A 26,427-nucleotide genomic window follows, 5' to 3' on the forward strand; every position below is an offset into this window, starting at 1 on the left:
AAACGCCAATGCTCACCGATGCCTTTGAAGTGATCGACAAGAGGTTCACGCGCTATGCCATGGCCAACGTCCACCTTGAGACCCTCTATACCGGGACCCGCTGGGCCGAGGGCCCGGCTTACTTCCCGGCCGGCAAATATCTGATCTGGTCCGACATCCCCAACGACCGTCTGCTGCGCTATGACGAAACAACCGGCGCGGTCTCGGACTTCCTCAAACCCTGCCGCAATCACAACGGCCACACCGTCGACCGGGAGGGCCGATTGGTCTCCTGCGAGCATCGCGGGCGCTGCGTCAGCCGGATCGAAGTGGACGGCTCCACGACCATTCTCGCGGACCGGTTCGAGGGCAAGCGCCTCAACTCCCCCAACGATGTGATTGTGAAATCCGATGGCTCGATCTGGTTCACCGATCCGACCTACGGAATCGACGGGGAGTACGAAGGCGACAAAGCCGAGGCCGAGATCGACGGCTCCTACGTCTACCGCATCGACCCCGACAGCGGCACAGTCTCCGCCATGATCACCGATATGGTCAAGCCCAACGGTCTCGCCTTCTCGCCCGATGAACGCCTGCTTTACGTGGCCGACACCGGGGCGACCCATGTGGAAGACGGGCCGAGACACATCCGCACCTTTGCGGTCAGCGACGATGGATCCCTGGCCGGTGGAGACCTCTTCGCAACCTGCGACATCGGCCTCTTTGACGGGTTCCGCGTGGACATCCACGGCAACATCTGGACCTCGGCAGGGGACGGCGTGCACTGCTACACGCCCGAGGGCGATCTGATCGGCAAGATTCTCACCGGCGAGGTCGTCGCGAATGTCGAGTTTGGCGGGATCAAGCGCAATCGTCTGTTCATTTGCGCCACGACGACACTGCGCGCGGTCTACCTCAACACGCGGGCCGCCTCGCGCCCGTGATCACACCAAGGGGGAGTGCACGATGAAAACGGAAAGCTATGCGTCGAAACCGGAAGGCAGGATCCCGAACAGCCGGTTTCCGCTTCTGATCCACCGGGGCGCCGTTCCGGGCGGCGGTGTCGATGCCGTCAAGGCACGCTTCCGCGAAAACGGCTGGGGCAACAACTGGGAGTATCCGGGCATCTACGAATACGCCCATTTCCATTCCACCTCACATGAATGCCTGGGCTGCGCGGCGGGATGGATGGAGTTCAATCTCTCCGTCGAAGGCTGGACGAAAGTGCGCCTCGACGTAGGGGACGTGATCGTCATGCCCGCAGGCGTCAGCCACGAAATGATCGGCCATTCCGACGACATCATGATGTGCGGCGGCTATGCCGGTGGTCGGGATTGGGACAATATTCAGGAAGCCTATCTGACCGATGATCTCTACTATCAGGCCTGCAAGCGGATCATGATGCTCCCGATCCCTGGCCGCGATCCGGCCACGGGCGAGGTCTTGCACCAATGGCATGACGCGCCCTCCTCCGTGGACGGCGGCTGGAACGACTTCCGCGACGGCCTGGACGCCAGCGGCTGATCGGGCGCCCGCTCACAGCAACACACCGTCGTTCTACCCGCCAGCGACCGCCAAGGATCCAAACAGATCCGTCCGGCAGACTGCCTGCGCTGGTCGGCCCTCAATCGGCCCCCAGAGCCCCGGCTCAGAAGAGGAAGCCGTCCTCCAGTGCAAACCATCCGATGACCTCGTTGGTATGCTTCAGCTCCGTATCACTGGATTGCTCTTCGGCGATGAAGGCCGAGAAGCCGCTCTCATCCGCCTCGGTCAGCCGCACGTTCGAGGTATCGCCACCGTCGCGGGTTTGCATGTCACTGAGCAGCACAGGCGTCTCGGCATAGGTCTCTGCGAAGACGAAACTGTCGGCGTCATGCCCCACGCTGTCGCCGGAGAGACCGACATCAAGGCCCGCACCGCTGCCCGCTTCAACCGCAATCCACGAGATCTCCTCGGCGACATGCGCGGTGCCCTGCTCCTGTTCCCGGATACGCACCTGGAAGCCCGCCTCATCGACGTTGCGGACCCGGCTGACCACCGCATCCGGATCGTTGACCGATGTCACCTCGTGCAGCACAACCGCGTTGGTCAAGCTGGCGCCGAAGGAGACGGAGGCATACCCGGTGCCTGCCGATGCTGTCCCCGCAACAAGGGTCGCGCCATTGGCCAGCGTGTGCACACCCTCCGACATCGCCAGCCAGCTCACGGTTTCGGCGCCGTGGATCCCGTCCTGATAATCGTATTCGTCGATCTGGAAGTCGAAGCCCGTGTCCGTCACATTACGGACCCGCATGGTCGCCGGATCGGTGTCATTGTTGGACAGCGGCCCAAGCACCACGACTGCGTTGGCGATGGCCGCGCCAAAGCTGACGCTGTGCCACTGGTCCGGCCCGGCCTGCGATACGGTGAGCGTGCCGGCCTCGCCAATGGGTGACGCTGCACCGCCATCGCCGTCGATCGTGACCTCGATGGTGGCCGGGCCGCTGTCGGTTTGACCATCGGAGACACGGTAGTCGAAACTGGCAACGGCAGTTTCGCCGCTGTTCAGACTATCGAAAGCCCCGTTTTGCGCAAAGGCCAGCTGCCCGTCCGCGAGCAGCTCTACCGTCGCGCCGGAGGCCAGGGTCACAACAGTGCCAACAGTGACCGCCTGCCCCTCGATTTCACTGATGGTCAGCGGATCGCCGTCAATGTCGCTGTCGTTGGCCAGCGGTGCCAGCGTGAGCGCCGCGCCCTCCATCACGCTCGCCGTATCGCCTGCAGCAACCGGAGCATCATTCTCGGGCGTGATGGTCAGGGCAAGGCTGCCCGTGTCCGTTCCACCGTTGCCGTCACTCACGGTGTAGGTCAGCGTTTCCGTGCCGTTGAAATCGGCGTCGGGATCGTATCGGATCTGCCCGTTCTCGATCACAGCCGTGCCGTTCACCGCGCCACTGACATCCGCAAGCACAAGCGTGTCCCCATCGGCATCGCTGTCATTCGCCAGCACGTCGACCAGAACGCCTCCGTCTTCGCTCAGCGTGGCGCTGTCATCGACGGCGACGGGGGCCGTGTTCGACGCCCCGCCCGCTGCGAAAAGCTGGCCGCCCTGCAGCGCCAGATACCCGGCGGTTTCGTTGGTATGGCCCAGTTCCGTGTTGGCCGATTGCTCTTCTTCGGTGAAGAGCGACACGCTGGTCGCGCTCAAGGCGGTGAGCCGCGTGACGGTCGTGTCACCGCCATCGGTCGACTGCATATCGGCAAGCAACACAGGAGGCGCCGCGAACGTCGTGGTGAAAGTGAAGGTATCGACCCGTTCATCCAGCTGATCCGGCGTACGCACCGCCTCGATCCCGGTGCCGCTGCCTGCCTCGATGGCGATCCATCCGACGGTCTCCGCCGCATGGGCGCCACCAGCCTCCTCTTCCTCGATCTGAACCTCGAAGCCATCGGTTGCGACATTGCGGATGCGTGTTGCAATGGCGCTCGCCTCGTTCACGGTCGCGGCCTCCGCAAAGACGACCGCGCCCACCAAGGATGTGCCGAAGCTCTGGGTGCTGAATTCGGTGCCCACACTGGCGCTGCCGGCGACCAGGGTCTGACCGCTCTCCAGAACATGGGTGCCCTCGCTCACGGCGAGCCAGCTCAACGTCTCGCTGGCGTGAACGCCGTCGAGATAGTCCCACTCGTCGATCTGGAACTCGAAACCGGTCTCCGTCACATTCCGCACCCGGGTCGTGGCCTGTTCGGGGTCGTTTGTCGACAGCGGGCCCAGCACAACAACCGCATTGGCAATGGCGTCCGTAAAGGTGACGCTGTGCCACTGGTCGGGGCCGGACTGCGCGACCGTCACGGACCCGCTTTCGCCGATGGGCTGAGGCCCTGTGCCGACAGGCTCGACGGTGAAGGTCACCGTACCCGTATCGGTGCCGCCATTGCCGTCGCTGACGGTATAGGTGACCGTATCCTCACCGCTGAAACCAGCATCCGGCGTATATCGCAGCTGGTTGCCTTCGATCACCACCGCACCGTCCGCAGGCGTACCTGCCGCAACCAGGGTGAGCGGATCGCCATCGGCATCACCGTCGTTGGCCAGCACATCCACCAGGATGTCGCCGCCCTCGGTCAGGGTCGCGGTATCGTCAACCGCAACCGGCAGGTCGTTTACCGCATCGACAGTGATCGTCACCGCGCCGGTGGCCGTCCCGCCGTTGCTGTCACTCACAGTGTAGGTTAGCACCTCGGTGCCGTTGAAGCCCGGCGCAGGCTCATACCGCACCTGGCCCGCCTCAATGCTGGCGGTGCCGTTGGCCGCCGTGGAGACATCAATCAGCGTCAGGCTGTCGCCATCCACATCGCTGTCATTGGCCAGCACATCCACCAGAACAGAGCCGTCTTCCGCAACGCTGGCACTGTCCTCCGTTGTGACGGGGTCGTCATTCTCCGCCGTCACCGTCACCGTGATGGTGCCGGTATCCGTGCCGCCACTGCCGTCGCTGACCGTATAACTCAGGGTCTCCGACCCGTTGAAATCGGCGTCGGGAACATACCGCACCTGGCCGGCCTCGACACTCACCGTGCCGTTCAGCGCGCCGCTGACTGCCGAGACGGTCAGCGTGTCACCGTCCGCATCCGTGTCATTCGCCGCCGCATTGATCAGGACCGTGCCATCCTCCGCAACACTGACCGCATCGGCAACGGCGACCGGTGCGCTGTTGGTGGCAGGCACCACGGTCACAAAGACCGTGCCCTCGTCCTCGCCACCGCCAAGGGAGGTCACGGTATAGGTGATCTCCGCCGGTCCGACATAGTTGGTGAACGGGTCATAGCGGATCATGCCGTTTTCAAGCGAGACGCTGTTCGCCGCCGTCGCAAAGACCGACGAGATATAAAGGAAATCCCCCTCAGGATCGAAATCATTGGCCAGAGCGTCGATCAGGACCGAGCCATTCCTCTCGACCGTCGCAGTGTCGTCCACGGCGACCGGCCCGTCTTCGACGGCCGCGACCGTGATCTGGACCGAGGCCGACGCGGTGCCGCCCTGCCCATCCGACATCGAATAGCTCAAGACCTCGCTGCCGTTGAAATTCGCATCCGGCGTATAACGGATCTGGCCTGCCTCGATCACCGCCGTGCCGTTCAATGCGCCGTCAACCGACAGAATGGAAAGCGTGCCGCCGTCGACGTCACTGTCATTGGCCAGCACGTCAATCAGAACATCCGTGTCTTCTGCCAGGATCGCGCTGTCATCAACCGCGGTTGGCAGGTCGTTGACGGAGTTCACGGTGATCTGGATCGAGGCGGTATCGCTGCCACCGCGTCCGTCAGACACCGTATAGCTGATGGTCTCGACACCGTTGAAATTCGCATCCGGATCATAGCGGATCTGGTTGGCGCCAATGACGGCGGTGCCATTTTCCGGCGTCTCCACCGACACAATCGTCAGCGCATCACCGTTACCGTCCGTATCGTTGGCCGTCACGTCGATCAGAACGAAGCCATCCTCGTCTACGTTGGCAACATCATCGGCCGCCACCGGCGGGTCGTTGACCTCATTCACCGTCAGCGCGAGCGTCCCCGTCGCGGTGCCGCCCTGCCCGTCATCCGCCGTATAGGTCAGCAGTTCCGCACCGAAGAAACCGGCGTTCGGTGTATAGCGGATCTGATCGCCCTCGATCACCGCCACGCCGTTGGTCGCCCCGATCACCGAGGCAAGGCTCAGCACGTCGCCATCCACATCCGTGTCATTGGCCAGGACGTCCACGAGGATCGACCCGTCTTCGTCCAGCGCGGCACTGTCCGCTGCCGTGACCGGCAGGTCATTGACCGCGTCGATGGTGATGGTGACGGTGGCCGTATCACTGCCCCCCAAGCCGTCATTGACCGTATAGGCCAGCGTCTCCGATCCGTTGAAATCCGCGTTCGGCGTATAGCGGATCTGCCCGGCATCGATGTCTGCCGTGCCGTTGAGCGCTCCGGCCACGTTCTCAAGTGTCAGGGGGTCGCCATCGCCATCACTGTCATTGGCGAGCACGTCGATCAGAACCGTGCCGTCCTCCGCCACCGACGCGGTGTCATCCCCCGCCACCGGCGCCGCATTGGAGCGTTCGATGGTGAAGGAGACGCTGGCGGTCGCTGTCCCGCCGTTGCCATCGCTGACGGTATAGCTGACGGTATCCGCCCCGCTGAACCCCGGCGTGGGCACATAGCGCAGCTGGCCGGCCTCGATGCTGGCCGAACCGTTTGCCGCCGTGCCGACGGAGGACAGCGCCAGGACATCGCCATCGACATCCGTGTCATTGGCCAGGACATCCACGAGGATCGACCCATCCTGATCCAGCGTGACCGCCTCACCACTGGCCACCGGCAGGTCATTGACCGCATTCACGGTGATGGTGATCGTGCCTGTATCGGTCCCGCCATTGCCGTCGATGATCGTGTAGCTCAGGGTCTCCGATCCGTTGAAATCCGCATTCGGCGTATAGGCCACCTGCCCCGCGTCGACCACCGCGACACCGTTGGCCGCCCCTGAAACGCCCGTCAGGACAAGCGCATCGCCATCCGCGTCCGTATCATTGGCAAGAGCGTCGATCAGAACCGACCCGTCTTCGTCCAGCGAAACCGTATCCGCGGCGGCCTCCGGCGCGATGTTGCTCGGTCCACTGCCGTCAATCGGTGCGGTGGAGGTCACCAGGCTCCCGCCCGCAGGCACGACGGCATCTGCACTGTTGCCAGTCGCATCCACCACAGCCGCGTCGATCCCGTCGAAGGTGTAGAGCCGCTCCAGCCCGGGGGCGTCCGGCGCCACCGTCGCGTTCAAGGCCGACTGGATCTGCGCTTCGCTGCGCTCAACCGTCCAGATGCGGAATTCGTCAAAGGAGGCCTCCGATGCCCCCAGCCGCGACGCGCCGATCTGGTGGACATTGACAGCACCGGAATAGCTCCCCGTCGCGTCCAGCTGCCCATCGACATAGATGCGCAGGACATCGCTGTCGTCCCGCGTCAGGGCAAAGTGCATCCACTGGCCCGTGGTCGCCGGCGTATTCGCAACGATCACGTCACCGGGCGCATAGAACCGCAACAATCCGTCGAAGAAGTTCAGGCTTTGATTGCCATCCGTGACCAGACCATCGACATTCCCAATGGTGGTGCCGGGTGTGAAGTTGACCCAGCTTTCGATCGTGAAGGCCCCGGTCAGCGCCAGATCTTCGACATCGACACCTGCGGTCCCGTCCAGAACCAGCGCACGCGTTGTCTCCGCCACGGTCAGCTCCAGGGTCGCCGTGTTCGTCCCGCCGTTGCCATCGCTGATCGTATAGGTCAGGGTGTCCTGTCCGGTGAAATCCGCGTCCGGGGTATAGCGCAGCTGGTTGCCCTCGATCACGGCGCTGCCGTTCGCCGGATCCGACAGACCGATCAGCGTCAGCGCATCGCCATTGGGGTCGCTGTCATTGGCCAGCACATCAATCAACGCGCTGCTGTTGACCGCAACGGTTGCGGCATCATCGACAGGCTGCGGCGCCACATTGCTGCCGGTGTCGACCGCAAGTTTCTCGGCAATTCCAGCCGCATCCAGGGTTTCGCCACTGAAAGCGATGGCAGACAGCCCGCCGCCGGAGAGCTGCCCTTCGACCGTCACCACCGCGCCGTCGCCGAAATTGATCAGCAGATTGCCGAGGCCATCGTCGCCGAATGACACATCCGCACCGGCAAACCCCGACAGATCCAGCGTGCCCGTGGCGTCACTGTCACTGATGACGTCATTGCCGCCACCCACCGCATAGACATAGGTATCGTCACCCACACCCCCTTCGAGACGGTTCGCCGCGGTGGAGCCGATCAGCGTGTCATTGCCCGCACCCGACCTCACGTTTTCGATGTTGGTAAAGACCTCCTGGAACCCCGATCCGAAAGTCAGCATCTCGGCCTGCAGATCAAAGGTGTTGTTGTCGGAGTTGTAGATGAATTCGAGCGTGTCGTTGCCTTCGCCCCCGTCGAAGTAATCCGCGCCGAGGTTGCCGATCAGAAGGTCATCGCCCAGCCCGCCTTCATGGGTGTCATCGCCATCTTCACCGTCGAGCGTGTCATTCCCGTCGCCACCGACAAGGGAATCGTTGCCGTTGTTGCCAAGGAAGCTGTTGGCCAGAGCGTCGCCGAGGATCGTATCATTGCCCCGCCCGGTCTCGACATTTTCGATGCCGCTCACGACCGAGTTGTAGATCCCGGTCTGCATCGTCCCCGCGACGAGGTCGACCGCGGTCGAGCCATAGCCGAATGCGAGGCGCAGGTTGTCGGTGCCCGCGCCACCCAGGATGGTGTCGTTGCCGCGGTGCCCCGGATCACCGGCATAGCTGCCGCCGCTGTAAATCGTGTCGTTGCCCGCGCCTGCGTCGAAGAGATCATTGCCGAAGCTGGTGCTGTTGAAATAGTCGTCACCGTCCCCTCCATAGAGCTCATTGTCGCCACGGCTGTCGGTCAGGGTGTCGTTGCCCGCGCCGCCGATGACGGTGTCATTGCCACCGATCCCGTCGAGCCAGACCCCGCCGTCATTGCCAAGCATATAGTCGTCGCCACTGGCACCGACGACCATTTCGATGTTCTCGAACCGCTCGATCCCATAGGAGAAGTCGGCCCAGCCAAAGTAGCCAAGCTGCATGTTGACGATCAGACCGGGTGCGGAGCCCCCCGGGTACTCGTTCTGAAGCTCAAGTTGATCGAACCCGTCGCCGCCGTCGAAGAAGTCGATGCCGCGGCCGCCATAGAGCGTGTCATCGCCGTCGCCCCCATTCAACGTGTCGTTGCCGTCGATCCCCTGCAGCGTGTCGTTGCCGGAGCCGCCATTCAGCGTGTCATTGCCGTCGCCCCCGATCAGCCGGTCGTTGTCGGCACCGCCGTAGAACAGGTTCGACCCGCTGTTGAAGCCATCGAGCGTATCATTGCCCGCGCCGCCCAGCGCCACATTGTCTCCCGCGGTGAACTCCAGATCGTCATTGCCCGCACCTCCGACGACCACATCGTTGCCTGCGCCCGCCCGCACGCGGTCATTGCCGGCCCCTGCGTTGATGGCGTCGTTGCCGTCCGTGCCGTCGATGGTTTCGCTGGCCGCCGTTCCGATGGTCTGGTTGCCCGCCGCATATTGCCAGGTGTCGAGCGCCACATCCTTCAGCACAACCGCGTCGTCGCCGCCATAGGTGATGAACGTATCGCCGTTGATCTCCTCCACCGAATACCCGGCCGGCACGTCATTGGGGTCGATATACTCCTCATCCACGATCAGGATCGTGCGATTGACATCGAAATTCCCGATCCGCAGCGCGTCCGCCGCATCGGGGTTGGTCTCGGTGATATAGACGTCACCCTCGAGATGGATCTGGTCGGAGGCTGTCTCCACGCCATCCACCACCAGCGTCGCCGTCGCGGTCTTGCTGACCAGCGTCGAATCGATTGCGGTATAGGTCAGCTCCGTCAGGGCCGATTCATTGGCATCCAACCAGGCATAGGCCCCCCCCTGGTCGAGCGTCAGGCTGCCGTCTTCCTCCACCGTGATCGTGGCACCGCTCTCCAGGCGAATGACCCCGCCGACCTTCACCGCCAGCCCGTTGACCGACTGGATGGTGATCGGGTTGCCATCGTATTCGAGATCATTGGCCAGGAAGTCGAGCGTGACCGTCGCGCCCTCTTCCACCCTGATGTAGTCGTCGATCACCGCAAATTCCGTGATCAGCCCGGCAGCGAGGTCCTGGAAGGTGCTTTGACCGTCCGCGAACTGGATGAACTCGACATCGTCGTAGATCGTATAGCTGGCCGAGCCCTGGTTGAGTGTCAGCCCGCCCTCGATCAGCTCAATGGTGACGTCGGCCTGGTTCCAGAGAACATGCGCGGTGTCGATGCCCGAGCCACCGAAGATGACCGCGTTGTCCCGGAAACTGAAGGTGTCCGCATAAAGCTCGTCATTGCCACCACCGCCGACCAGAGTGTCGTCGCCGCCATCGCCGACAAGAACGTTATCCTCGCCGCCGCCGATGATCAGATCGTCTTCGCGGCTGCCGATGATGCCTTCGACATCAATCAGTGTCACCTCTTCCGTACTTCCCACGTAGCGACCGATCCCGGCGCCCAGATCGACCACGATGGCCCCGTTGAAGAAATGGACCGTATCGAGGCCCGCGCCGCCGTCCACCGTGTCATTCCCCGGCGTGCCGGGAGAGAAGATATTGACGAAGTTGCTCAGCTCGACGAGGTCATCCCCGTCGCCCCCGGAGATATAGTCATTGCCGCTGGACGACCGGATCGTGTCGTTGCCGTCACCGCCGTACATGTCCGCATCCGAGATGAAGAGGTTGCTGTCGTCATCGACATATTCCGCGGCCCTGATCGAGTCGTTGCCCGCCCCACCCATGAGGGTATCGAGCCCGCCAAGGCCCCGAATGGTGTCATCGCCCGCCCCGCCTTCGATCAGGTTGGCCGCTTCGTTACCATTGAGGTTGTCATTGTGAACACTGCCCGTGATGTTCTCGATGCTGTCGTAGGTGTCTCCTTCCGCATCGCCGGTGTCATTGACGATGAAGAACCTCTCCGGGTCCAGATAAACGCCCACACCAGAGCTGGCCGTGACATAGCTCGCCGTGTCGGTGCCCGTGCCGCCGAACAGGGCATCGCCCCCCGCGCCACCGATCAGAATGTCCGCCCCGGCACCGGCGAGGATCCTGTCATTGCCGCCACCGCCGTTGATGGAGTTCGACGACGTGTTGCCGTACAGGTCCTCGTCGGTCTCATCCCCCTCGATCTCATCCTCGGTCTGGTCCCGCTCGGCCTGCGCCGCACCGCGGGCCGCAAAGGCATTCTCGCCAAGCTCCGAATTCTCGAACGTGTAGAAGTTGTTCGACGCATCCAGAACATTGTCCGGCCAGCTCATCAGACCGTCGTCAAACTCTACGACGAAGGGCACCGACATCGACGCCTCGATACCGCCCAGCGGCGACGGGTTATCCCCCCGCACATGGGTGCCATAGACGTTCTCGACCACGATGCTGCTGCCGGTGGCATTGACGCGGATCTCATAGGACCCGATGGTCTGGTAGTATTCGTATGTCGCCGGCGCGAAGGTGAACGTCCACCAGAAGAACGGGTTGAACTCGGCCACCGCCTCGCCGATGAACACCTCTTCGTAGCTGTAGGAGATGGTGACATCGGAGGAGCTGATCCCTTCGAGGCGCACCCGGTCCACGCCACGCCCGTCACCGATGATCAGATCGTTGCCAAACCAGGTCTCCGGGTCTGCGACATCCTCGCTCAGGACAATCGTCAGATCGTCCTGAGTGCCGTAAGTGCCATGCACCTCCGCCGCCGTCAGATAGGTATCGTTGCCGGGCCCGCCGATGATGGTGTCCGTCCCGCCGGAGTAAAAAATGAAATCCGAGCCCGCGCCCGCGTCAATCGTATCGTTGCCATCGGGGTCGTAGGCGATCACCCGGTTCAGGAACGCATCAAAGCTCTCGTCTTCCCCGATCGGCGAGGCGGCCCCATTGTCATAGAGGAAATCCGCGCCGTCGCCGCCCAGGATTTCATCGTTTCCGAGCCCGCCATAGATATCGTCATGGCCTAGCCCGCCATCGACGGAATCGTTTTCCGCAGCGGCATAGATGGTATTCTTGAGATCACTGCCGATGATCGTATCGGCAAACTCCGTCGCCACCACATCGTCGAAATTGTTGATCTGCAGCGTCTGGCCGTTGGAGATGATGCGCCCGGGCATGTACTCTTCTTCGTCGCCCTGGGTGGTATCATTGTTCATCGCGGCGAAGCTGACGGACATGACCGGGTCGTCGGGATCGGGCTCCTCCTCCTCGAACTGCAACTCGATGTCGACCGCCGTCGCCATGCGGGACACATCCAGAAGATCGCCCCTGTCGAGGTTCAGGAAGGCGTCGATGATGGTGATTTCATTGTCGTTGATCAGGGGCTGAAGGTTGTCCAGTTCGACGGTGTCGCCAAATCTGGTTCCAATCAGCGCCTCGATATTGGACATCTCCAATCGTTCGAGGAAACCCGCAATATTGGCCGAGGCCGTCAGCGCATCGCCCGTGAAGGAGAACTCCACCGCCCCCAGCTCCACGTTGTAGTCCTCGAACGAGAGGCTGTCGGTGCCCTCGCCGCCATCGATCTTGAGGTTGCGGTTGAGCCGGTTCAGAAGGAAGGTGTCATCCTGATCGGTTCCGACGATTTCCTCGATGCCGTAAAGCAGGTCCTTGAAGGTCCAGCCGAGCGTGTAGTACCACCCGCCATAGGTGACCGAGCCGATAAAGCTTTCGGCCACCACATTTCCGCCCTGAACCATCTCATTGGCATCGAACAGCGAAAACCGAAGACCGTCTTCGATAAAGCCATAGTGAACGACATCGTTCTCATTCTCGCGGTCGCCGGTGAAATTGGCGCCGCCATCAATGATGTCCGAGCCCAGCCCGCCATAGATGATGTCGTTGCCGCGCCCTCCGTGCACCAGGTCGTTTCCGTCCGAGGTGTCCCGTATACCGCTGCCACCCGATGGTCCGCCCAACGTATCTCCAGATGGGTTATTGGTGCCGATGGTCAGCTTGCCGCCGACCCCGAGGCCTTTCTGCGCAAGATCGAAAGTATCGTTGAACGTGTTCAGCAGCTCGCCCAGAAGCTGCGGTGCCCCTGGGGCCCCGCCCGACAGCAGCGGGCCGAAGGTGCTCGCAAGCCCCCCGATGGAGCCATAGGACTGATGCAGGAAGTTCTCCGTCTTCAGAAGAAGCGCCGCGATATTCTGCGTATTTTCGACCGTCCCGGACACGCTCGCACCATTGATGGCATCCAGCGCTTCGCTCGCCGTCGCCCAGAAATTCAGCCTGTCGAGAGAGATCACACCCGCATCCACGAAGGATTGCGTGAGCGCTATCAGGTCATAGGCCGTCGTATTCTGATAGACGATGTCATTTCGATTGAAGGTGGGCGAAAACGTCCGCTCCACGTAAGGTGGCGCGCCGAGGTTGCTGCTCTTGTAGTGCAGGATATCGCGATCAAAAAACCCCGGCTCGTTCAGCAGGGCAAAGAAGGGCGTCCCGGCCCATCCGCCAATGTCGGCGCCCAAGTCAAGCGGCCCCGGCCCATCTTCTCGCCAAATGACGCCCGCCCCAACCTGGCCATCCTCCTGGCCGAGGTGAAACAGAGACGGAAACGTGCGGGAGTTGACCGACTCCTCGATGACCGTATTGACGATCGCATCGGCAATTCTGTTTGACGCCGCTTGGGTTTCACTTTCGGGCAAATCCCGACCGTATCGAAGCTTGTATTGCGCGTCATTGTATTCGACGCCCATAATTCCAAAGGCCGTTTCACCGGCAAATCCATTTGCATTCAGGTTCGTCGCCCGCGCGCCTTCAAGAAAAACCCAGGTGAATTCATCCACAATCGGAAGCGGATTCAAAAACGTGCCGCTGGCATCTCTCTCTGCAAAACCGTCTTGCCCCTTAGCGCTGATGAATTCCAGGATCAGAGAATACCCGTCGAAAAAAGAGATATTCCGCGTCTCATCCGTTGGCACGCTCCCCGTCGTGACGAGCGTCGCATTGCGCGTCAGGATTTCACGCATGTAGTCGACCGGAGCAATATTGGCGCCTGTCGCACCTGTCGGAATAAACAGCAGGCTCGGCAGATCGCCACTGGTGACCGCCGTCGCCACATCATCAAGAACGTCCTGAATTGTGCTGCCTGATGCCTCACCGGCAGGTCCACCAACGGCAGCGGGGAGCGCAGATTGCAGGATTTCGAGAAGGGTTCTTTGCTCCGCAGTCAGTTCAAGTATGGTCATGTCGAAATCCTACTTTTCTGGGAATTGTCTGGCCGCATCCAGCATGTCGTCCATGGTCTTCAGCATCGCCGGAACCTGGTCAAAAACATCGGGCGCGGCATCGCATCCGGTCTCATGCTCCGCCCCGGTGCAAAGAAACATCTTCTCCTGCGTCAGCGTCATCCAGCGCAGCGAAACATGTGCCCGGCCGTTCTGCGCCTCGTCGGCAAAGGAGAGCGTGCTGAACGTGCAGGAGGTGTCACAGTCGCCAAAGACGTGGCGGTCGTTCAAAAGCGGGTGCTTGGACAGCACGCGAAAGCGTCTGACATCCTGCGCATTGGGCGCATCGACACTCAGCAGCCAAAAATCATCGTTGAATGACAATTGGTTATCCCCAATGACCGCGCCGATAGACGGTACCTCATCGGAGGCAGCCGCAAAGCGCCGCTGCGCCGAATTGTCCGGGTGCGGTCTGTCGTGCGCCGACAGGATTGTCGCCGCAGGCGGCATCCGATTTCCTTCGCGAGGCATTCCGAACTCCGGAAAGCCCTCTGCAAGCCCGTAATGGGAGAGCAGGTGATGACAGCAATTGGCGATCGTAAGTCGGGGGGTATTGCTGAAAGACCTCAACAGCCTCTCTCCGGCGCCAACCTCGAAGAACCGGCCCGCCTTGACTCCCCCGGCCAAGACATCCGGCGGTTTTTCCGTCATCGTATCGTATTGGGGAAAATAAAAGACGTCGCCGCCAATGGCATAGGTCGCATATCCAATTGGAAACTGATCGCAATCTGTTATCTCACAAAGCGCCTGCCAGTCCGCGACAGCCTCCAGGCGCGTGCGCTCCGGCACATCAGTGACTTGCGCCGACACTTGCCCAAACATCAGACTGAGAAAAAGAGTATTTGCCAGAAAGGAGATCACCTTACACGAGATTATCCGCGCACCTGGCTGCACCCTCCTACCCTATTCCGCGATAAAGTCTGATACTGGAAAAGACAGGGACACCTGTGGCGGTCATTCTGCACATCACGTTCCGTGGCACGTCATACCAGAATCGCAATAGAATTGATCTTGCCAAATCGGAATACGAATACGCGCATCCTGTAAGAAAAGAAGAAGGTGCAAAGTTCTTTTGCAATACCGCATTATCCATCCCGAATTCCAATAAAGCACCCCGGCAACTCGCACGAGTCGCGTTTGCCCTTCTCCAAGAGCGGTAGTTTTCACTGACAAAAAACCCCAATTGGTTGAAGCGTACCCAGTAAGAAATCATCGGGCAACCCCCCAATTTCGATAATCTCCGGGCCAGCCATCGCAAGATCCGTGTGACGGCTGCCGGGCTCTGCGGGCGCCGTCATCCACCGCAAAATGACAGGCGCCGCACGCCATCAGCCAATATCACTAAACCCTGACAGCTGACGCGCCTTCGCCGCAACCCGTCACAGCAGCAGATCAATCTCATCGTCCGACACCCCGAACCCGCGCATCATCCGGCGGTGCGCCGCACTGCCTATGATGGTCTCAAGGGCGCCGTCGACAGCGTCCCGCAAGCCGGGCTCGGTCCTTGCAATCCCGAAACATCCGAAACCCGCGGGCGTCTCCGTGGCCGGCACAACGGCCACCTGCATGTCACCACCCGGGCTCCGGTCCAGATACCCCTGATGAGCCCGCGCCACACTGGCATAAGCGCTGACGCCACCCTCTCTCACAGCCTGGGCGGCTTCGCCGTAGGTCTCGAAAACCGTTATCTGTTCCGGCAAAACGCCGATCCGAAGGGCGGTCTGGTGCTGCGCCTGATCACGTATGACCGCAAGCCCGAGCGTGCGGTCCAAGGCAAGGCTGCGATAGCCTGTGATCCGGTGGCTCTCCGCAGCCCGCATCAGGAGACCGTCCGGCAAGGCCCAGATCGGACGGCTGAACAAGGCATGCCGTTCCCGTGCATCGGTGGCAAATAGACCGGTTGTCATCTGCCATGCGCCACGCTGCAGCCCGGGCAAGAGATCGGCGAACTCCGTCTCCACGAAGGTGACCTCTCCCACGTCCAGCACGTGAAAAACCCGTCGCGCAAGCTCGATATCGCAGCCCGTGATCCGCCCCGCGCCATCGCGAAAATTGAAGGGCGGTTCGATGAGATAGGCGACCTTCATCTCCCGGGCCTCATGCAACGATCACCACCTGCCCGGTGATGGCCCCCTCAACGCATTTGGCAAAGGCACGACCGACCCGCGCGGAGGAGACACGCTCATGCCCCGGGAAAAACGCGCCATAGCGCGCTTCGGAGGCCTCCAGCAGACCGGGACTCACGACATTGACCCGCAGCCCGCGTGGCATCTCGATGGCCGCTCCGGTCACGAACCCGGCCAGGGCTCCGTTGGCAGTGGCGGCACCAACCCCGGTCACGATCGGGTCGCGGTCCAGAACGCCACTCGTCAAGGTGAACGATCCGCCATCGGCAATGCGGCTCAGCCCCTCCAGCACGAGGTTGACCTGTCCCATGACCTTGGTGTCGAGGCCGGTCCTGAAATTGGCATCCGTGTAATCGGCGAGCGGTGCGAAATGCACATTCCCCGCCGTCGAGACCACGGCATCGAACGCCCCGACCGTCTCATACATGGCTGCAATCGAGGCTCTGTCGCCGATATCAACGGTCACGTCCCCGCTGTTCCGGCCCGCCCTGATAACCTCGTGTCGGGGCGACAGTTCCGCATACGCGGCCTGCCCCACATCGCCCTGCGCCCCCACCAGGATGATCTTCATTTCAGATACTCCTCATAGATTTCGAGTTTGCGGTTGAGGATGTCCTCGCAGCGGTCGAGGTCGTCACGACGCCTTTCCAGCCGTTGGGCATGGTCCAGGAGAATGGCCTTTCGCTCGGCGATCGTCCCGTCGCCCTGCGCGTAGAGCTCCGCAAATCGCTGCATGATCTTCATCGGCATGCCCGATGCGCGCAGCCAATAAAGCAGCGTGAGCCAGTCCACGTTCTCCTGCGAGAACCGTCGCTGCCCGTCCGAACTGCGCGTGACCTTGGGCACCAGCCCCTTGGCTTCGTAAAATCGGATCGTATCGACATTGAGCCCGGACGCAGACGCGGCTTCGGATATTCGCATGGGGCGGTCCTCCTGACACAGGACATACCGGCCTGGAGTTGCTCCAGGTCAAGAGAAATTCCGCGGACCCGCGCGCGCCAGTGCGGCGGCACGAGACGGCACGAAAGGGTGGAGCCGAACGGTACGGCCGAACGGTCCAGCTGCGCGCGGACCAGAGAGCCTTTCTTCCAATCGCCGCGATGTTCTTCTATGACGAAGACAAATATATGCCGTGAGCTCAGATGAATTTACGAGACCTAGAATATGCCGTGGCCGTGGCCCGGCGCGGCAGCTTCAGTGCAGCCGCCGACGACTGCAACGTGTCGCAGCCCGCACTTTCGAACCAGATCAAGAAGCTGGAAAACGAGTTGGGCACCGAACTGTTCCTGCGGCTGAGCGGCAAGGTCAGGCCAACCGCCTGCGGCCAACGGGTCATCGCGATTGCCAAAGAGGTGCTGGGCGGCGCCCAGGACATCAGGGATGTCGCCGCCGAATATCACGATCCCGAGGCCGTGCCGTTCAACATCGGCCTGACCCCGACGCTCGCCCCCTATCTGACGCAGTATTTCTCGGAGCTCTTCAGCACGCTGTTTCCAAGAATGCGCGTCACCATGATCGAGGATCTGCCGCAGAACATGCTGCAGATGGTCGAGGACCACGCGCTTGACGTGGCCCTTGTCGCCCGGCTCAATCACAACCCCACGCTCGAATTCACCTCGATCTGGGACGAGCCGCTGTTTCTCGCGTTGCGCAAGGGTCACCCGCTCGAGGGGCTCCCGTCGATCACCCCGGAAGACGTGCCCGTGCATGATTTCATCCGGTTGCCCCATTCCTTCGGCTACGAACTCGAGGCGCGGTTGCCAACCCCGGGGCCCGCGTCACGCGCGGCAAAGCGGTTCGACCTCACCGCCCTGCGGTTCGAGACGATCTGCCGGCACATCTGTCATTCGGATGACTGCACGATCGTGTCCGCGCTCGCAGCGGAGCAGTTTCGCCAGGACAACTGGCCCCTGGTCTTCATCCCGTTCGAGGCGCCGGGCCACCTGCGCAACCTCGGCGCGGCCTGCCGGTCGAACTGCCCCAGAAAGCCGCTGCTGGCCAAGATCGGGGCCTATATTCAGGCCAACCCGCCCAAGGGGGTCACGCCCACATTCGGGGCGTGACCGGGCCTTTGCTCACTCGATGAACGTCCGGGCGAGCCTGTCGCTCAGCGGCTGCGTCAGATAGCTCAGCGCCGTGCGCTCACCGGTGTTGACGAAGAGATCCGCAGGCATGCCGGGCACCAGATCCAGCGCGGCGACCTCGGCGGTCTGCTCCGCATCCAGCTTCACCCGCGCCACGTAATAGAACTGGCCCGTGCGCGCGTCCTCCAGACTGTCGGCGGAGATATCGACAATCGTGCCCCCGGCCTCGGGCACATCACCCTGGTCAAAGGCCGACAACCGCACCCGTGAGGACTGGCCGACATGGAGCTTTTCGATATCCGCCGTGTTCACGCGCGCTTCGACGACCAGCGGCTGATCAATGGGCACGATGTCAAGGATGGGCGCACCGGGACGGACGACACCCCCCGCCGTGAACACCGTCATCTCGACCACCCGCCCGCTGACCGGCGCGGTGATCGCCACCCGTCTGAGCCGCTCGGTCGCGCCCAGAAACTGCGGCTCCAGCGTGGCCAGCGCCGCGTCGATCTGCGCCAGCTCGGTCGAGGCGGCCTCGCTCCGCAGGGTCTCCGCCCCGATCTGGGCCAACCGCAGCTCACCGATGTCGTTGCGCGCCCGCGCCTCCTGTGTCTTCAGCGCGGCGTCCACGCCGTTCAGCCGTTCCACCTCGACCCGGCGGGCATTCACGCGCGCCGCGGCCACCAGCCCCTTCTCAAGCAAGGTCTCCAGATTGCCCAACTCCTGCAGCGTGATCTCCAGCTGACGCCTGTTGGCCATGCGTTGCGCCTCGACGCCCCGCATCTGGTCTTCAAGATTGGCGATGCGCTGCGCGGTCAGCGCCGCTTCCGCATCGCGTGAGCGCCGCTCGGCCTCGAACAGCAACTTCTGCGTGCCATAGGCAGGCTGCCATCGGGCGGGTTCGAGCGCGACGCGCAGCGACGTGGCCACATCCGGCGGCTCAAACGCCCCCGTCCCGTTCAGCTGTGCCAGAAGACGCGCGCGGCGCACCGACAGATCGCCGATCTGACTGGTGATCACATCGAGCTCGACCCCCAGGTCCGTCTTGTCGAGCTCCAGCAGGATCTGGCCCGCTTCGACCAGATCGCCATTGCGCACCCGAATGTCGCGGACGATCCCGCCGTCGAGATGTTCAACCGTCTTGCGGTTTCCCTCCACCACGAAGGAGGCTGGCGCCACCACGGCACCGTCAAGCGTCGAGGCGGTCGCCCAATAGGCCGCGCCGCCGACGAAACCGGCAACCACCAGCAGGCCAACCACCACAAAGCGGGTGATGCCGGTGCCCGCCGCCTTCGGCTGGACGCGGTTATAGTCTTCCAGCCGCAGCAGGTCGCGGTTGCGGGTCGGGGTGAGAGTGCGGGTCATTGGGTCGCTCCTTCCTGGGTTGGGGCCGCGGGAGCGCGCATGGCCAGGTGCTGGGCTGCGGGGCGGGCCACGGTGGCCTGCTGCCGCGGGCGCAGGATGTCATCCTTGTCGCCAAAGCCGGTCTGCGTGCCCCGGCTCAGGGTGAGGACCTTGTTCACCGCCTCAAGCGTGCTGGGGCGGTGCGTCATCACGAAGGTGATGGCTCCCCGCGCCCGCGCGCGCCCAATCGCGTTGCGCAGCGCAAGCTCACCCTGCGCATCGAGATCGGAGTTCGGCTCGTCCAGCACCAGGATGAACGGGTCGTCATAAAGCGCGCGGGCCAGCGCAATCCGCTGACGCTGCCCGCCGGACAGATGAAACCCATGGCCGATCTCGGTGGCATAGCCCTCCGCCAGGCCACTGATCAGGTCATGAACATCCGCCGCACGGGCCGCCGCAAGCACCTTGGCGTCGTCGATTGCCGTGGAAAACCGCGCGATGTTCTCGCGGATCGTCCCGTCAAAGAGCTGCACGTCCTGCGGCAGGTAGCCCACGAACCGCCCCAGCTCGGCGGGGTCCCATTTCGCCATCGGAGTGCCATCCAGGCGAATGGACCCGCGCTGCGGCATCCAGATGCCCGCCAGCATCTTGGCGAGCGTCGACTTGCCGGAGCCGCTGTGTCCGATCACGGCCACCACGTCCCCGGCCGACAGGGCAAAGTCGATGCCGCCAATCGTGGCGGTCTGGGCCAGCGGCGGCCCGGCCTGCGCGATACGCGCGGTGAGCGAGATCTGCGGGCGCGGCAACGACAGCCGCTTGGCCGACTGCGGATAGGTCTCCGACAGCGCCCGTACGCTCTTGTAAGACCCGCGCGCCGCCAGAAAGCTGCGCCACTGGCCGATCAGCTGATCAATCGGCGCAAGCGCCCGGGCCAGCACGATGGTGGCCGCAATCATCACGCCCGCCGTGGCCTCACCGCTGATCGCCAGTGCCGCGCCAAGGCCCAGCATCGCGGATTGCAGCGCCATGCGGATCGTCTTGGACATGACCGAAAAGCTGGCCAGCCGATCCGAGACTTTGGACTTCAGATCGTGCGCGGTGTGTTGCAGAGCCGTCCAGCGCCGGACGAGATCACCAGTCATACCCATTGCGTGGACAAGCTCTGCGTTTTGCTCACTGGAGGTGAACAAACTGTCGGACCTGGTGCGCGCGTGGGCGGCGTCTTGCATCACGTCGGCAGAGCGCGCGTTGTTGATCAGGGCCATAAGGGTGAGAAGCAGCGCCCCGGCCAGACCAAGCGCGCCCAGATAGGGGTGCAGGATATAAAGCACCCCCAGATAGAGCGGAATCCAGGGCGCGTCGAAAAAGGCGATCAGCGTGGGCCCCGAAATGAAGTCGCGCAAGCCGCTGACGTCGGCGGCCGGGCTGTCGCCTGTCGCCTTGCCCTGCACCCGGCGGCGGATGGCCGAGGCAAGGATCGGCGCGCCGATCTTCAGCTCGAAGCTGGCGCCCAGGCGGCTGAGGATCCGCATCCGGACCAGATCCAGCAGCCCGGTGACGAGGAAAACACCGCCCAGCAGAAGGCTCAGGGCGATGAGTGTGTCCATATTCTGGCTGGTCAGGACGCGGTCATAGACCTGCAGCATGTAAAGCGGGCCGGCCAGCATCAGCAGGTTCAGGATCATGCTGAAAAAGCCGATGGCAAGAAATCCGCGGCGCAGCGTGGCCCAGGCGGATGAGACGGTGGATGGGGACTGAAACATGGGGGTGATCTCTTTTCAGGGTGAAGAGGTGGCGACAGGCGCCGCCACCTCGGGGGTCTTCGATCAGGCGATGAAGCCGTCTTCGGTGTCGAAGCTGTCGACACCGGCCAGAAGCACGGAGCCGCTGTTGCCGAGGGTCAGCAACGTGCCATCCTCGACCGCTTCGACGGTCAGCGCGGCGCCGAAGTCGGGGCCGAAGTCGGAGAAGTCCAACCGGTCGATGCCGTTTTCGAAGTCCGTGATCGTGTCGTTGCCAAAGAGACCGCTGAAGGCGAATGTGTCCGATCCCTCACCGCCGATCAGGATGTCATTGCCACCCTCACCGCTCAGCAGGTCGTCGCCGTCTTCGCCCGACAGGGTGTTGTCCGCATCCGACCCGATGATGACGTCACCATCGTCCGACCCGATCACATTCTCGATCGAGCTCAGCGTGTCGGTCTCGACCACCTCCTGGATCACATCGAGACCAGAGACACCCGTGGGCGCATCGGCGTCGATGCTTGCACCGGCATCCACCAGCGTGTCCTGCGCGATGGGCCCGTTCACGCCGGCCGGCGCGTTGTGCAGATGGATGGCGGAAACCACCCCCGGCACCGGCGTCTGCAGATCCGCTTCGTTCAGACCGGTCACGCTCAGCTCGGAGCTGTAAACCACCTCGCCCTGCTCATTGAACCGGATCGTCAACGTCGCCTCACCGGTGGCCGCGCTGTCGGACGTGGGCCCCGGCTCCTGGCTTGCATCCAGCGATCCCGCCAGTTCGATCACCCGCCCGTGGCCGGTTCCGGCATCGCTGACGACCGACAGCTGACCGCGAATCTCACCGCCCGGGAACTCCGAAGTGTGGACGTTGTAATAGAGGTTCCCCGCGAGGGCCTCCGCCACAAATCCAGCCCCATCGTTGATGTTTGCCGTGGGTTGCAGCGATGCACCGACGCCGACGTCCTGCACCGAAACGGAGAACCCGGTTTCACGGGTCGCCGTGCCGTTGCCGTCTGCACCGAGGGTGACGGTCACCGCCACGTCCTGATCCGAGAAATCCGCCGTGTCGATCCCGTCGCCGCCGTCGATGAAGTCATTGCCGAGGCCCCCGACAATCACATTGTCAGCCTCCCCAGCGATCAGCACATCATCGCCTGCGCCGCCATCGACGACACCGTTGATCCGACCGAGGTCCACAACGATGTCGTCTCCGGCACCCAATACCACGTTACCATTTACCAAACCTGTGTCGTCATTGACGAAGGTCACATCACCTGCATCGCGCGCATCGATGGCGTTCACCGTGCCGGTGATCTCCCCTTCGTTCAGGATCGCGCCCAGCAGGGTCAGGCCGCCGTCAATGCGGATACCCGCTGCGGCCTCACTGTCGGCAGAGCCCGCAATCACACCCTCGTTCTGCACCAGGCCGGCAAAGCTCGCGTCCTCCTGGTTGCTGAAGAGGCGCAGACCGTCGCCGATGGTGTTGCCTGTGGCCGCGTCTCCGCGCCCTTGCAGCGTGCCTTCGTTGAAGATCGCCGCAGAGACGACATCGCCTGCCACATCGCCGGTTTGCAGCGCCACGGCAGAGCCGTTGTTGCCGAGGCCTGCGTCCACCAGACCTGTGTTGGTGAAAGTGTAGTTGTCCGCGGTCCCATCCGCGTAGACGGTGCCGTTGCGCTGGTCGCCGGTGCCAAGGATCTCGCCGGAGTTCACGACCTCCAGCCCCTCGCCGTCGATGTTCACCGCGCGGCTGCCCGAAGACACGACGCCCGCGTTCACGAAAGACCCGCCGGTGTGATCCCCGGTGCCGAAGTAGACACCATTCTGCACCCCAGAAATGGTGCCGGAGTTGGTCAGGCTGCCCTGAAAGTTCACACCGTTCACGACGCGGACACCCGCGACCGTGCCGTTGGCCCCCTCCGACAGGATCTCGCCCGAGTTGGTGATCGTCGCGTCTGTCGTGCCCTGATTGCCGACATTGCCGATCCGCACGCCATCCCCTGCGAGGTTCGTCCCCGCAGCGGCATTGCCGCGCCCCTGGATGGTGCCGGCATTGTCCAGCGAGAAGGTGTTCGCACCGTCCGCAGCACCCCCAATCTCGGCCCCAAAGCCCGAGCCCTGGTTGCCCGCGCCCGCATCAATCGTGCCATTGACCAGATTGGAAACCGAAAAGTCATCCGCCGTGCCATCGGCATAGACCGTCCCGTTGCGCTGATCATCGGTGCCGAGGATGTCTCCGCCGTTGATCAGGTCCACGCCGGTCCCGTCGATGTTCACCGCCCGGCTGCCCGACTGGATCGTGCCGAAGTTCAGCACGTCGAGGTCATGCTCGGCCTCGCCGATGTAAAGACCATTGCGCACGCCCTCGATCACACCGGTCGAGGTGTTGAGGATCTGACCCTCCGCCGACAGACCATCCGCAATGCGGATCCCCGCCGCCGTGCCCTGATCGCTCTCGGAGGAGATCAGACCGCTGTTCACGATGTCGGTGTCCGACACGGCGCCGTCGGCCCCGTTGTTCAGCCGGATGCCGTCACCCGCGCCCGGGGTGTCGGACGCCGCCTGACCGCGGCCCTGGATCGTTGCGCCAAACCCGTTGAAGAGGGTGTTCGACACAACATCGCCCGCCGTATCCCCGACCTGGAAGGAGACACCCGCACCGCTGTTGCCTGCGCCCGCGTCGATTGTGGCGCCCGTGAAATTGGAGATGCTGACATCTTCCGCTGTCGCATTGGTATAGATGGTGCCGTTGCGCTGATCGCCGGTGCCGAGGATGTCGCCGAAGTTGCGCAGGCTGACGCCATCGCCTTCGATTTCAACAGCCCGGCTGTCGGACGAGATCACACCGCCGCGGAAATTGTCGAGCGTGCCCGAGCTGGTCGCACCGCTGAATTCCACGCCGTTCAACTCCCCGGCGATGCTGCCGAAGTTGCGGATGTCCGCGCTCGAGCCATCGGTCACCTCAATGCCGGTTGCAACGGGCCCGTTGGCCTCGATGCTGCCGGTCCGGAAGTTGAAGACCTGCACGTCTTCGGCCTCGACCGAGACGGCCGAGGGGGCCCCGTTGGTTTCGACCTGGCCAAAGTTGAGGAACCGCGCGAGGTCGTTGTTCAGAACGAAGGCCGGTGTGGTGTCGACCACGGTGTTCTGGAAAAAGCCGTTGCTCAGGGTCTGTCCGTCCCGGACGGTCTCCTGAGGCAGTGTCGATGTTGTGAGGAGCCTGGCACGCAGGCTGGCGAGAATTTCGGAAAGCATCGGAGATCTCCGCATGAGGTTTGGTTAGCGCAGAGATCAGACCGAACCAGTGGCCTCCCTGCCGCTTTACCAAGTGCGGACGCGGCTGCTTTATTGAAATTCTTCTTCCGAATACCACGCATAAGAATGCGTAATAGTCACACATACCGTGATCGGCGGCGCTCCAAATCTCAACGAATCCAATGCGTTGGAAAATCGCGATACGGCTCGCACCTGCCGTGGTTAACGGCGGATCACGAAGGTGTTCCCGATGGTGACCGCCTTTTGCCACATCTCGAGCGTGGGAGCTGACAGCCTGCCTGCCCCGTTCCGGATCAGACCCGTGGCACTCCGGCAATCGGATGATCTGTGGGGCTCAGCCTGCCGAACCGCCATGGCCCATGTGGCGGGGGCGCGTGCCGGCCACCTCTCATCGCCGGTCGGGGGGGTCACCCCCGCCCATGGAGCTACACGGCGGATGACGGCGGGCACAGCCGGCGGCGGCGGGGAGAGGCGCGCTGCCCGTAGCGGCACCCCCCCTGGTGGATCTAGGCTGGCACCGGCTCGTGCAGCGCCGCGCGCATCTGGCCCAGGTGCTCGTCCCATCCCTTGTCGAGCGAGAGCACCACACCAAAGCCCTCTGCCGTGGCGGGCAGCCCGGAGTGCTCCAGCGAGAGCTGCGTGCCGCCCGTCACGTCCGTCAGCGTCCATTTTACCAGGCTCACCGCATCGCCCATCGGTTTGACCGTGAAGGTGTGCTCAAGATACTCCGGCGGGCGCGCCACCTTGACCTCTCCCCAGATCAGCAGATCGCCGCTGGTGGCGCCGTACATCTCCAACCTCTGCCCCGCGGCCAGCGTCTGCTTGGGCGGGTGGAACCATTTGGCCAGGTGCTCCGGCTCGGTCAGGAAGGCCCAGACCTCGGCGCGGGTGGCTTTCAGGAAAATCGTTTTGCGCAAGACGGGAGCTGTCATGTTCTGTCCTTTTCAATTTCGGTTTTGAGTTTGGCAAGGCGGTCGTCCCAGAAGATGTCAAAGTATGTCAGCCAGTCCATCACGGGGTCGATGCCGGTGGGGTTGAGCGCGTTGATGCGCTCCCGCCCGCTGGTGCGGGTGGTGATCAGCCCGCCGTCGCTCAGCACAGTCAGGTGCTTCTTGACGGCGGCGCGGGTCATGTCGAAGTTTTCGGCGACCTCGGCGATGGTGAGGTCGCGGTCGCGCAACATCACCAGGATGTCGCGGCGGGTCGGGTCCGCAAGCGCGCGGAAGGCGGATTGAACCGGGGGCATGGGCACTCCTAAAGCGATACCTTTCGGTATCCCTTTTATGATACCAAACGGTTTCGCGTCAAGCCCCGAGGCACGTCCCGGGTCAGAAAGGCGCCGCCGCCCTTATTTTCATGGAGCGCCCGCCCTGCGGATGTTTGAACCGCAGCTCCTCGCTGTGCAGCATCAGCCGCGGAAAGTCGCGGGCCGGGCCGGTGGCATAGAAGGGATCGCCGAGAATCGGGTGGCCCAGCGCCAGCATATGCACCCGCAGCTGATGGCTCCGCCCGGTCTTGGGGTGCAGCCGCATGCGGGCGGTATCCCCCTCGTCCTTCAGCACCCGCCACTCCGTCTGTGCCGGTTTGCCAGCCTCGTGATCGACCTTTTGTCGGGGCCGATTGGGCCAGTCGACAATGAGCGGCAGATCCACGGTGCCGGTCTTCTCGGACGGCACCCCCCAGACCCGCGCCACATAGCTCTTGCGCGTCATGCGCTTTTCGAACTGCAATCCGAGGTGCCGCTGTGCATGCGGGGTCAGGGCAAAGATCATCACCCCGGAGGTGTCCCGGTCGAGCCGGTGCACCAACAAGGCATCGGGGAACGCGGCCTGCACGCGCGTGAGCAGACAGTCCGCAAGCTCCGCCCCCTTACCGGGCACGGAGAGCAGCCCGGCGGGTTTGTCCACCAACAGCACCTCCGCATCCTCATGCAGAATGACCAATGGATCCTGGGGTGGGGCGTAGACGTCACTCATGCCGTCTGCTGGCAGATGATGCGCAGATGTTCAAGTGTTGGCGACTCTGGCCGA

General features: G+C 63.0%; 14 protein-coding genes. 3 read left to right on the forward strand and 11 right to left on the reverse strand.

From position 1 onward, the window contains the following. Positions 1–8 precede the first annotated feature (8 nt). Positions 9–923, forward strand: a complete 915-nt coding sequence (locus tag Q1A71_RS04010) for an SMP-30/gluconolactonase/LRE family protein (protein ID WP_299672059.1) — start codon at positions 9–11, stop codon at positions 921–923. A gap of 22 nt (positions 924–945) precedes the next feature. Continuing rightward, the gene (locus Q1A71_RS04015; RefSeq protein WP_299672061.1) at positions 946–1,503 is read left to right on the forward strand and encodes a hypothetical protein; all 558 of its coding nucleotides are present in this window, start codon (positions 946–948) and stop codon (positions 1,501–1,503) included. A 124-nt stretch (positions 1,504–1,627) separates the two neighbouring features. On the opposite strand, the gene Q1A71_RS04020 is transcribed toward Q1A71_RS04015, so the two are convergent. The 5 genes from Q1A71_RS04020 to Q1A71_RS04040 form a co-directional block, all read right to left on the reverse strand. Next, positions 1,628–13,789 carry an Ig-like domain-containing protein gene (locus tag Q1A71_RS04020; RefSeq protein ID WP_299672063.1) on the reverse strand — a complete coding sequence of 4,054 codons (12,162 nt, stop codon included), beginning with the start codon at positions 13,787–13,789 and terminating at the stop codon, positions 1,628–1,630. Between the two features lie 9 nt (positions 13,790–13,798). Then, positions 13,799–14,638 carry a hypothetical protein gene (locus Q1A71_RS04025; RefSeq protein WP_299672065.1) on the reverse strand — a complete coding sequence of 280 codons (840 nt, stop codon included), beginning with the start codon at positions 14,636–14,638 and terminating at the stop codon, positions 13,799–13,801. Between the two features lie 569 nt (positions 14,639–15,207). Next, positions 15,208–15,933 (reverse strand): transporter substrate-binding domain-containing protein, encoded by a 726-nt coding sequence (locus Q1A71_RS04030; RefSeq protein ID WP_299672067.1) that lies wholly within the window; start codon positions 15,931–15,933, stop codon positions 15,208–15,210. Next, positions 15,926–16,525, reverse strand: coding sequence for a short chain dehydrogenase (locus Q1A71_RS04035; protein WP_299672069.1), 600 nt, complete (start codon positions 16,523–16,525; stop codon positions 15,926–15,928). Before Q1A71_RS04035 ends, Q1A71_RS04030 begins: the two co-directional genes overlap by 8 nt. Beyond that, complete coding sequence (locus Q1A71_RS04040) at positions 16,522–16,875, reverse strand: MerR family transcriptional regulator (protein WP_299672071.1); 354 nt, start codon at positions 16,873–16,875, stop codon at positions 16,522–16,524. Before Q1A71_RS04040 ends, Q1A71_RS04035 begins: the two co-directional genes overlap by 4 nt. A gap of 221 nt (positions 16,876–17,096) precedes the next feature. On the opposite strand from Q1A71_RS04040, the gene Q1A71_RS04045 reads away from it, so the two are divergent. Then, positions 17,097–18,017 (forward strand): LysR family transcriptional regulator, encoded by a 921-nt coding sequence (locus Q1A71_RS04045; protein ID WP_299672073.1) that lies wholly within the window; start codon positions 17,097–17,099, stop codon positions 18,015–18,017. Between the two features lie 12 nt (positions 18,018–18,029). On the opposite strand, the gene Q1A71_RS04050 is transcribed toward Q1A71_RS04045, so the two are convergent. From Q1A71_RS04050 to Q1A71_RS04075, 6 genes are all read right to left on the reverse strand, one after another. Beyond that, entirely contained in the window at positions 18,030–19,400 is a 1,371-nt protein-coding gene (locus Q1A71_RS04050) for an HlyD family type I secretion periplasmic adaptor subunit (RefSeq protein ID WP_299672075.1), read from the reverse strand. Then, entirely contained in the window at positions 19,397–21,142 is a 1,746-nt protein-coding gene (locus Q1A71_RS04055; RefSeq protein ID WP_299672077.1) for a type I secretion system permease/ATPase, read from the reverse strand. The genes Q1A71_RS04050 and Q1A71_RS04055 overlap by 4 nt, the downstream gene beginning before the upstream one ends. 63 nt (positions 21,143–21,205) lie before the next feature. After that, positions 21,206–24,376, reverse strand: coding sequence for a CHRD domain-containing protein (locus Q1A71_RS04060; protein ID WP_299672079.1), 3,171 nt, complete (start codon positions 24,374–24,376; stop codon positions 21,206–21,208). A 527-nt stretch (positions 24,377–24,903) separates the two neighbouring features. Continuing rightward, positions 24,904–25,329: an SRPBCC domain-containing protein gene (locus Q1A71_RS04065; RefSeq protein ID WP_299672081.1), complete on the reverse strand. Its 426-nt coding sequence runs from the start codon at positions 25,327–25,329 to the stop codon at positions 24,904–24,906. Then, entirely contained in the window at positions 25,326–25,643 is a 318-nt protein-coding gene (locus tag Q1A71_RS04070; protein WP_299672083.1) for a metalloregulator ArsR/SmtB family transcription factor, read from the reverse strand. The genes Q1A71_RS04065 and Q1A71_RS04070 overlap by 4 nt, the downstream gene beginning before the upstream one ends. Before the next feature lie 82 nt (positions 25,644–25,725). After that, positions 25,726–26,373 (reverse strand): RluA family pseudouridine synthase, encoded by a 648-nt coding sequence (locus Q1A71_RS04075; RefSeq protein ID WP_299672085.1) that lies wholly within the window; start codon positions 26,371–26,373, stop codon positions 25,726–25,728. Between the last annotated feature and the right edge of the window lie 54 nt (positions 26,374–26,427).

Origin of the sequence: uncultured Roseobacter sp., from assembly GCF_947493125.1 — a bacterium.
Lineage (GTDB): Bacteria > Pseudomonadota > Alphaproteobacteria > Rhodobacterales > Rhodobacteraceae > Roseobacter.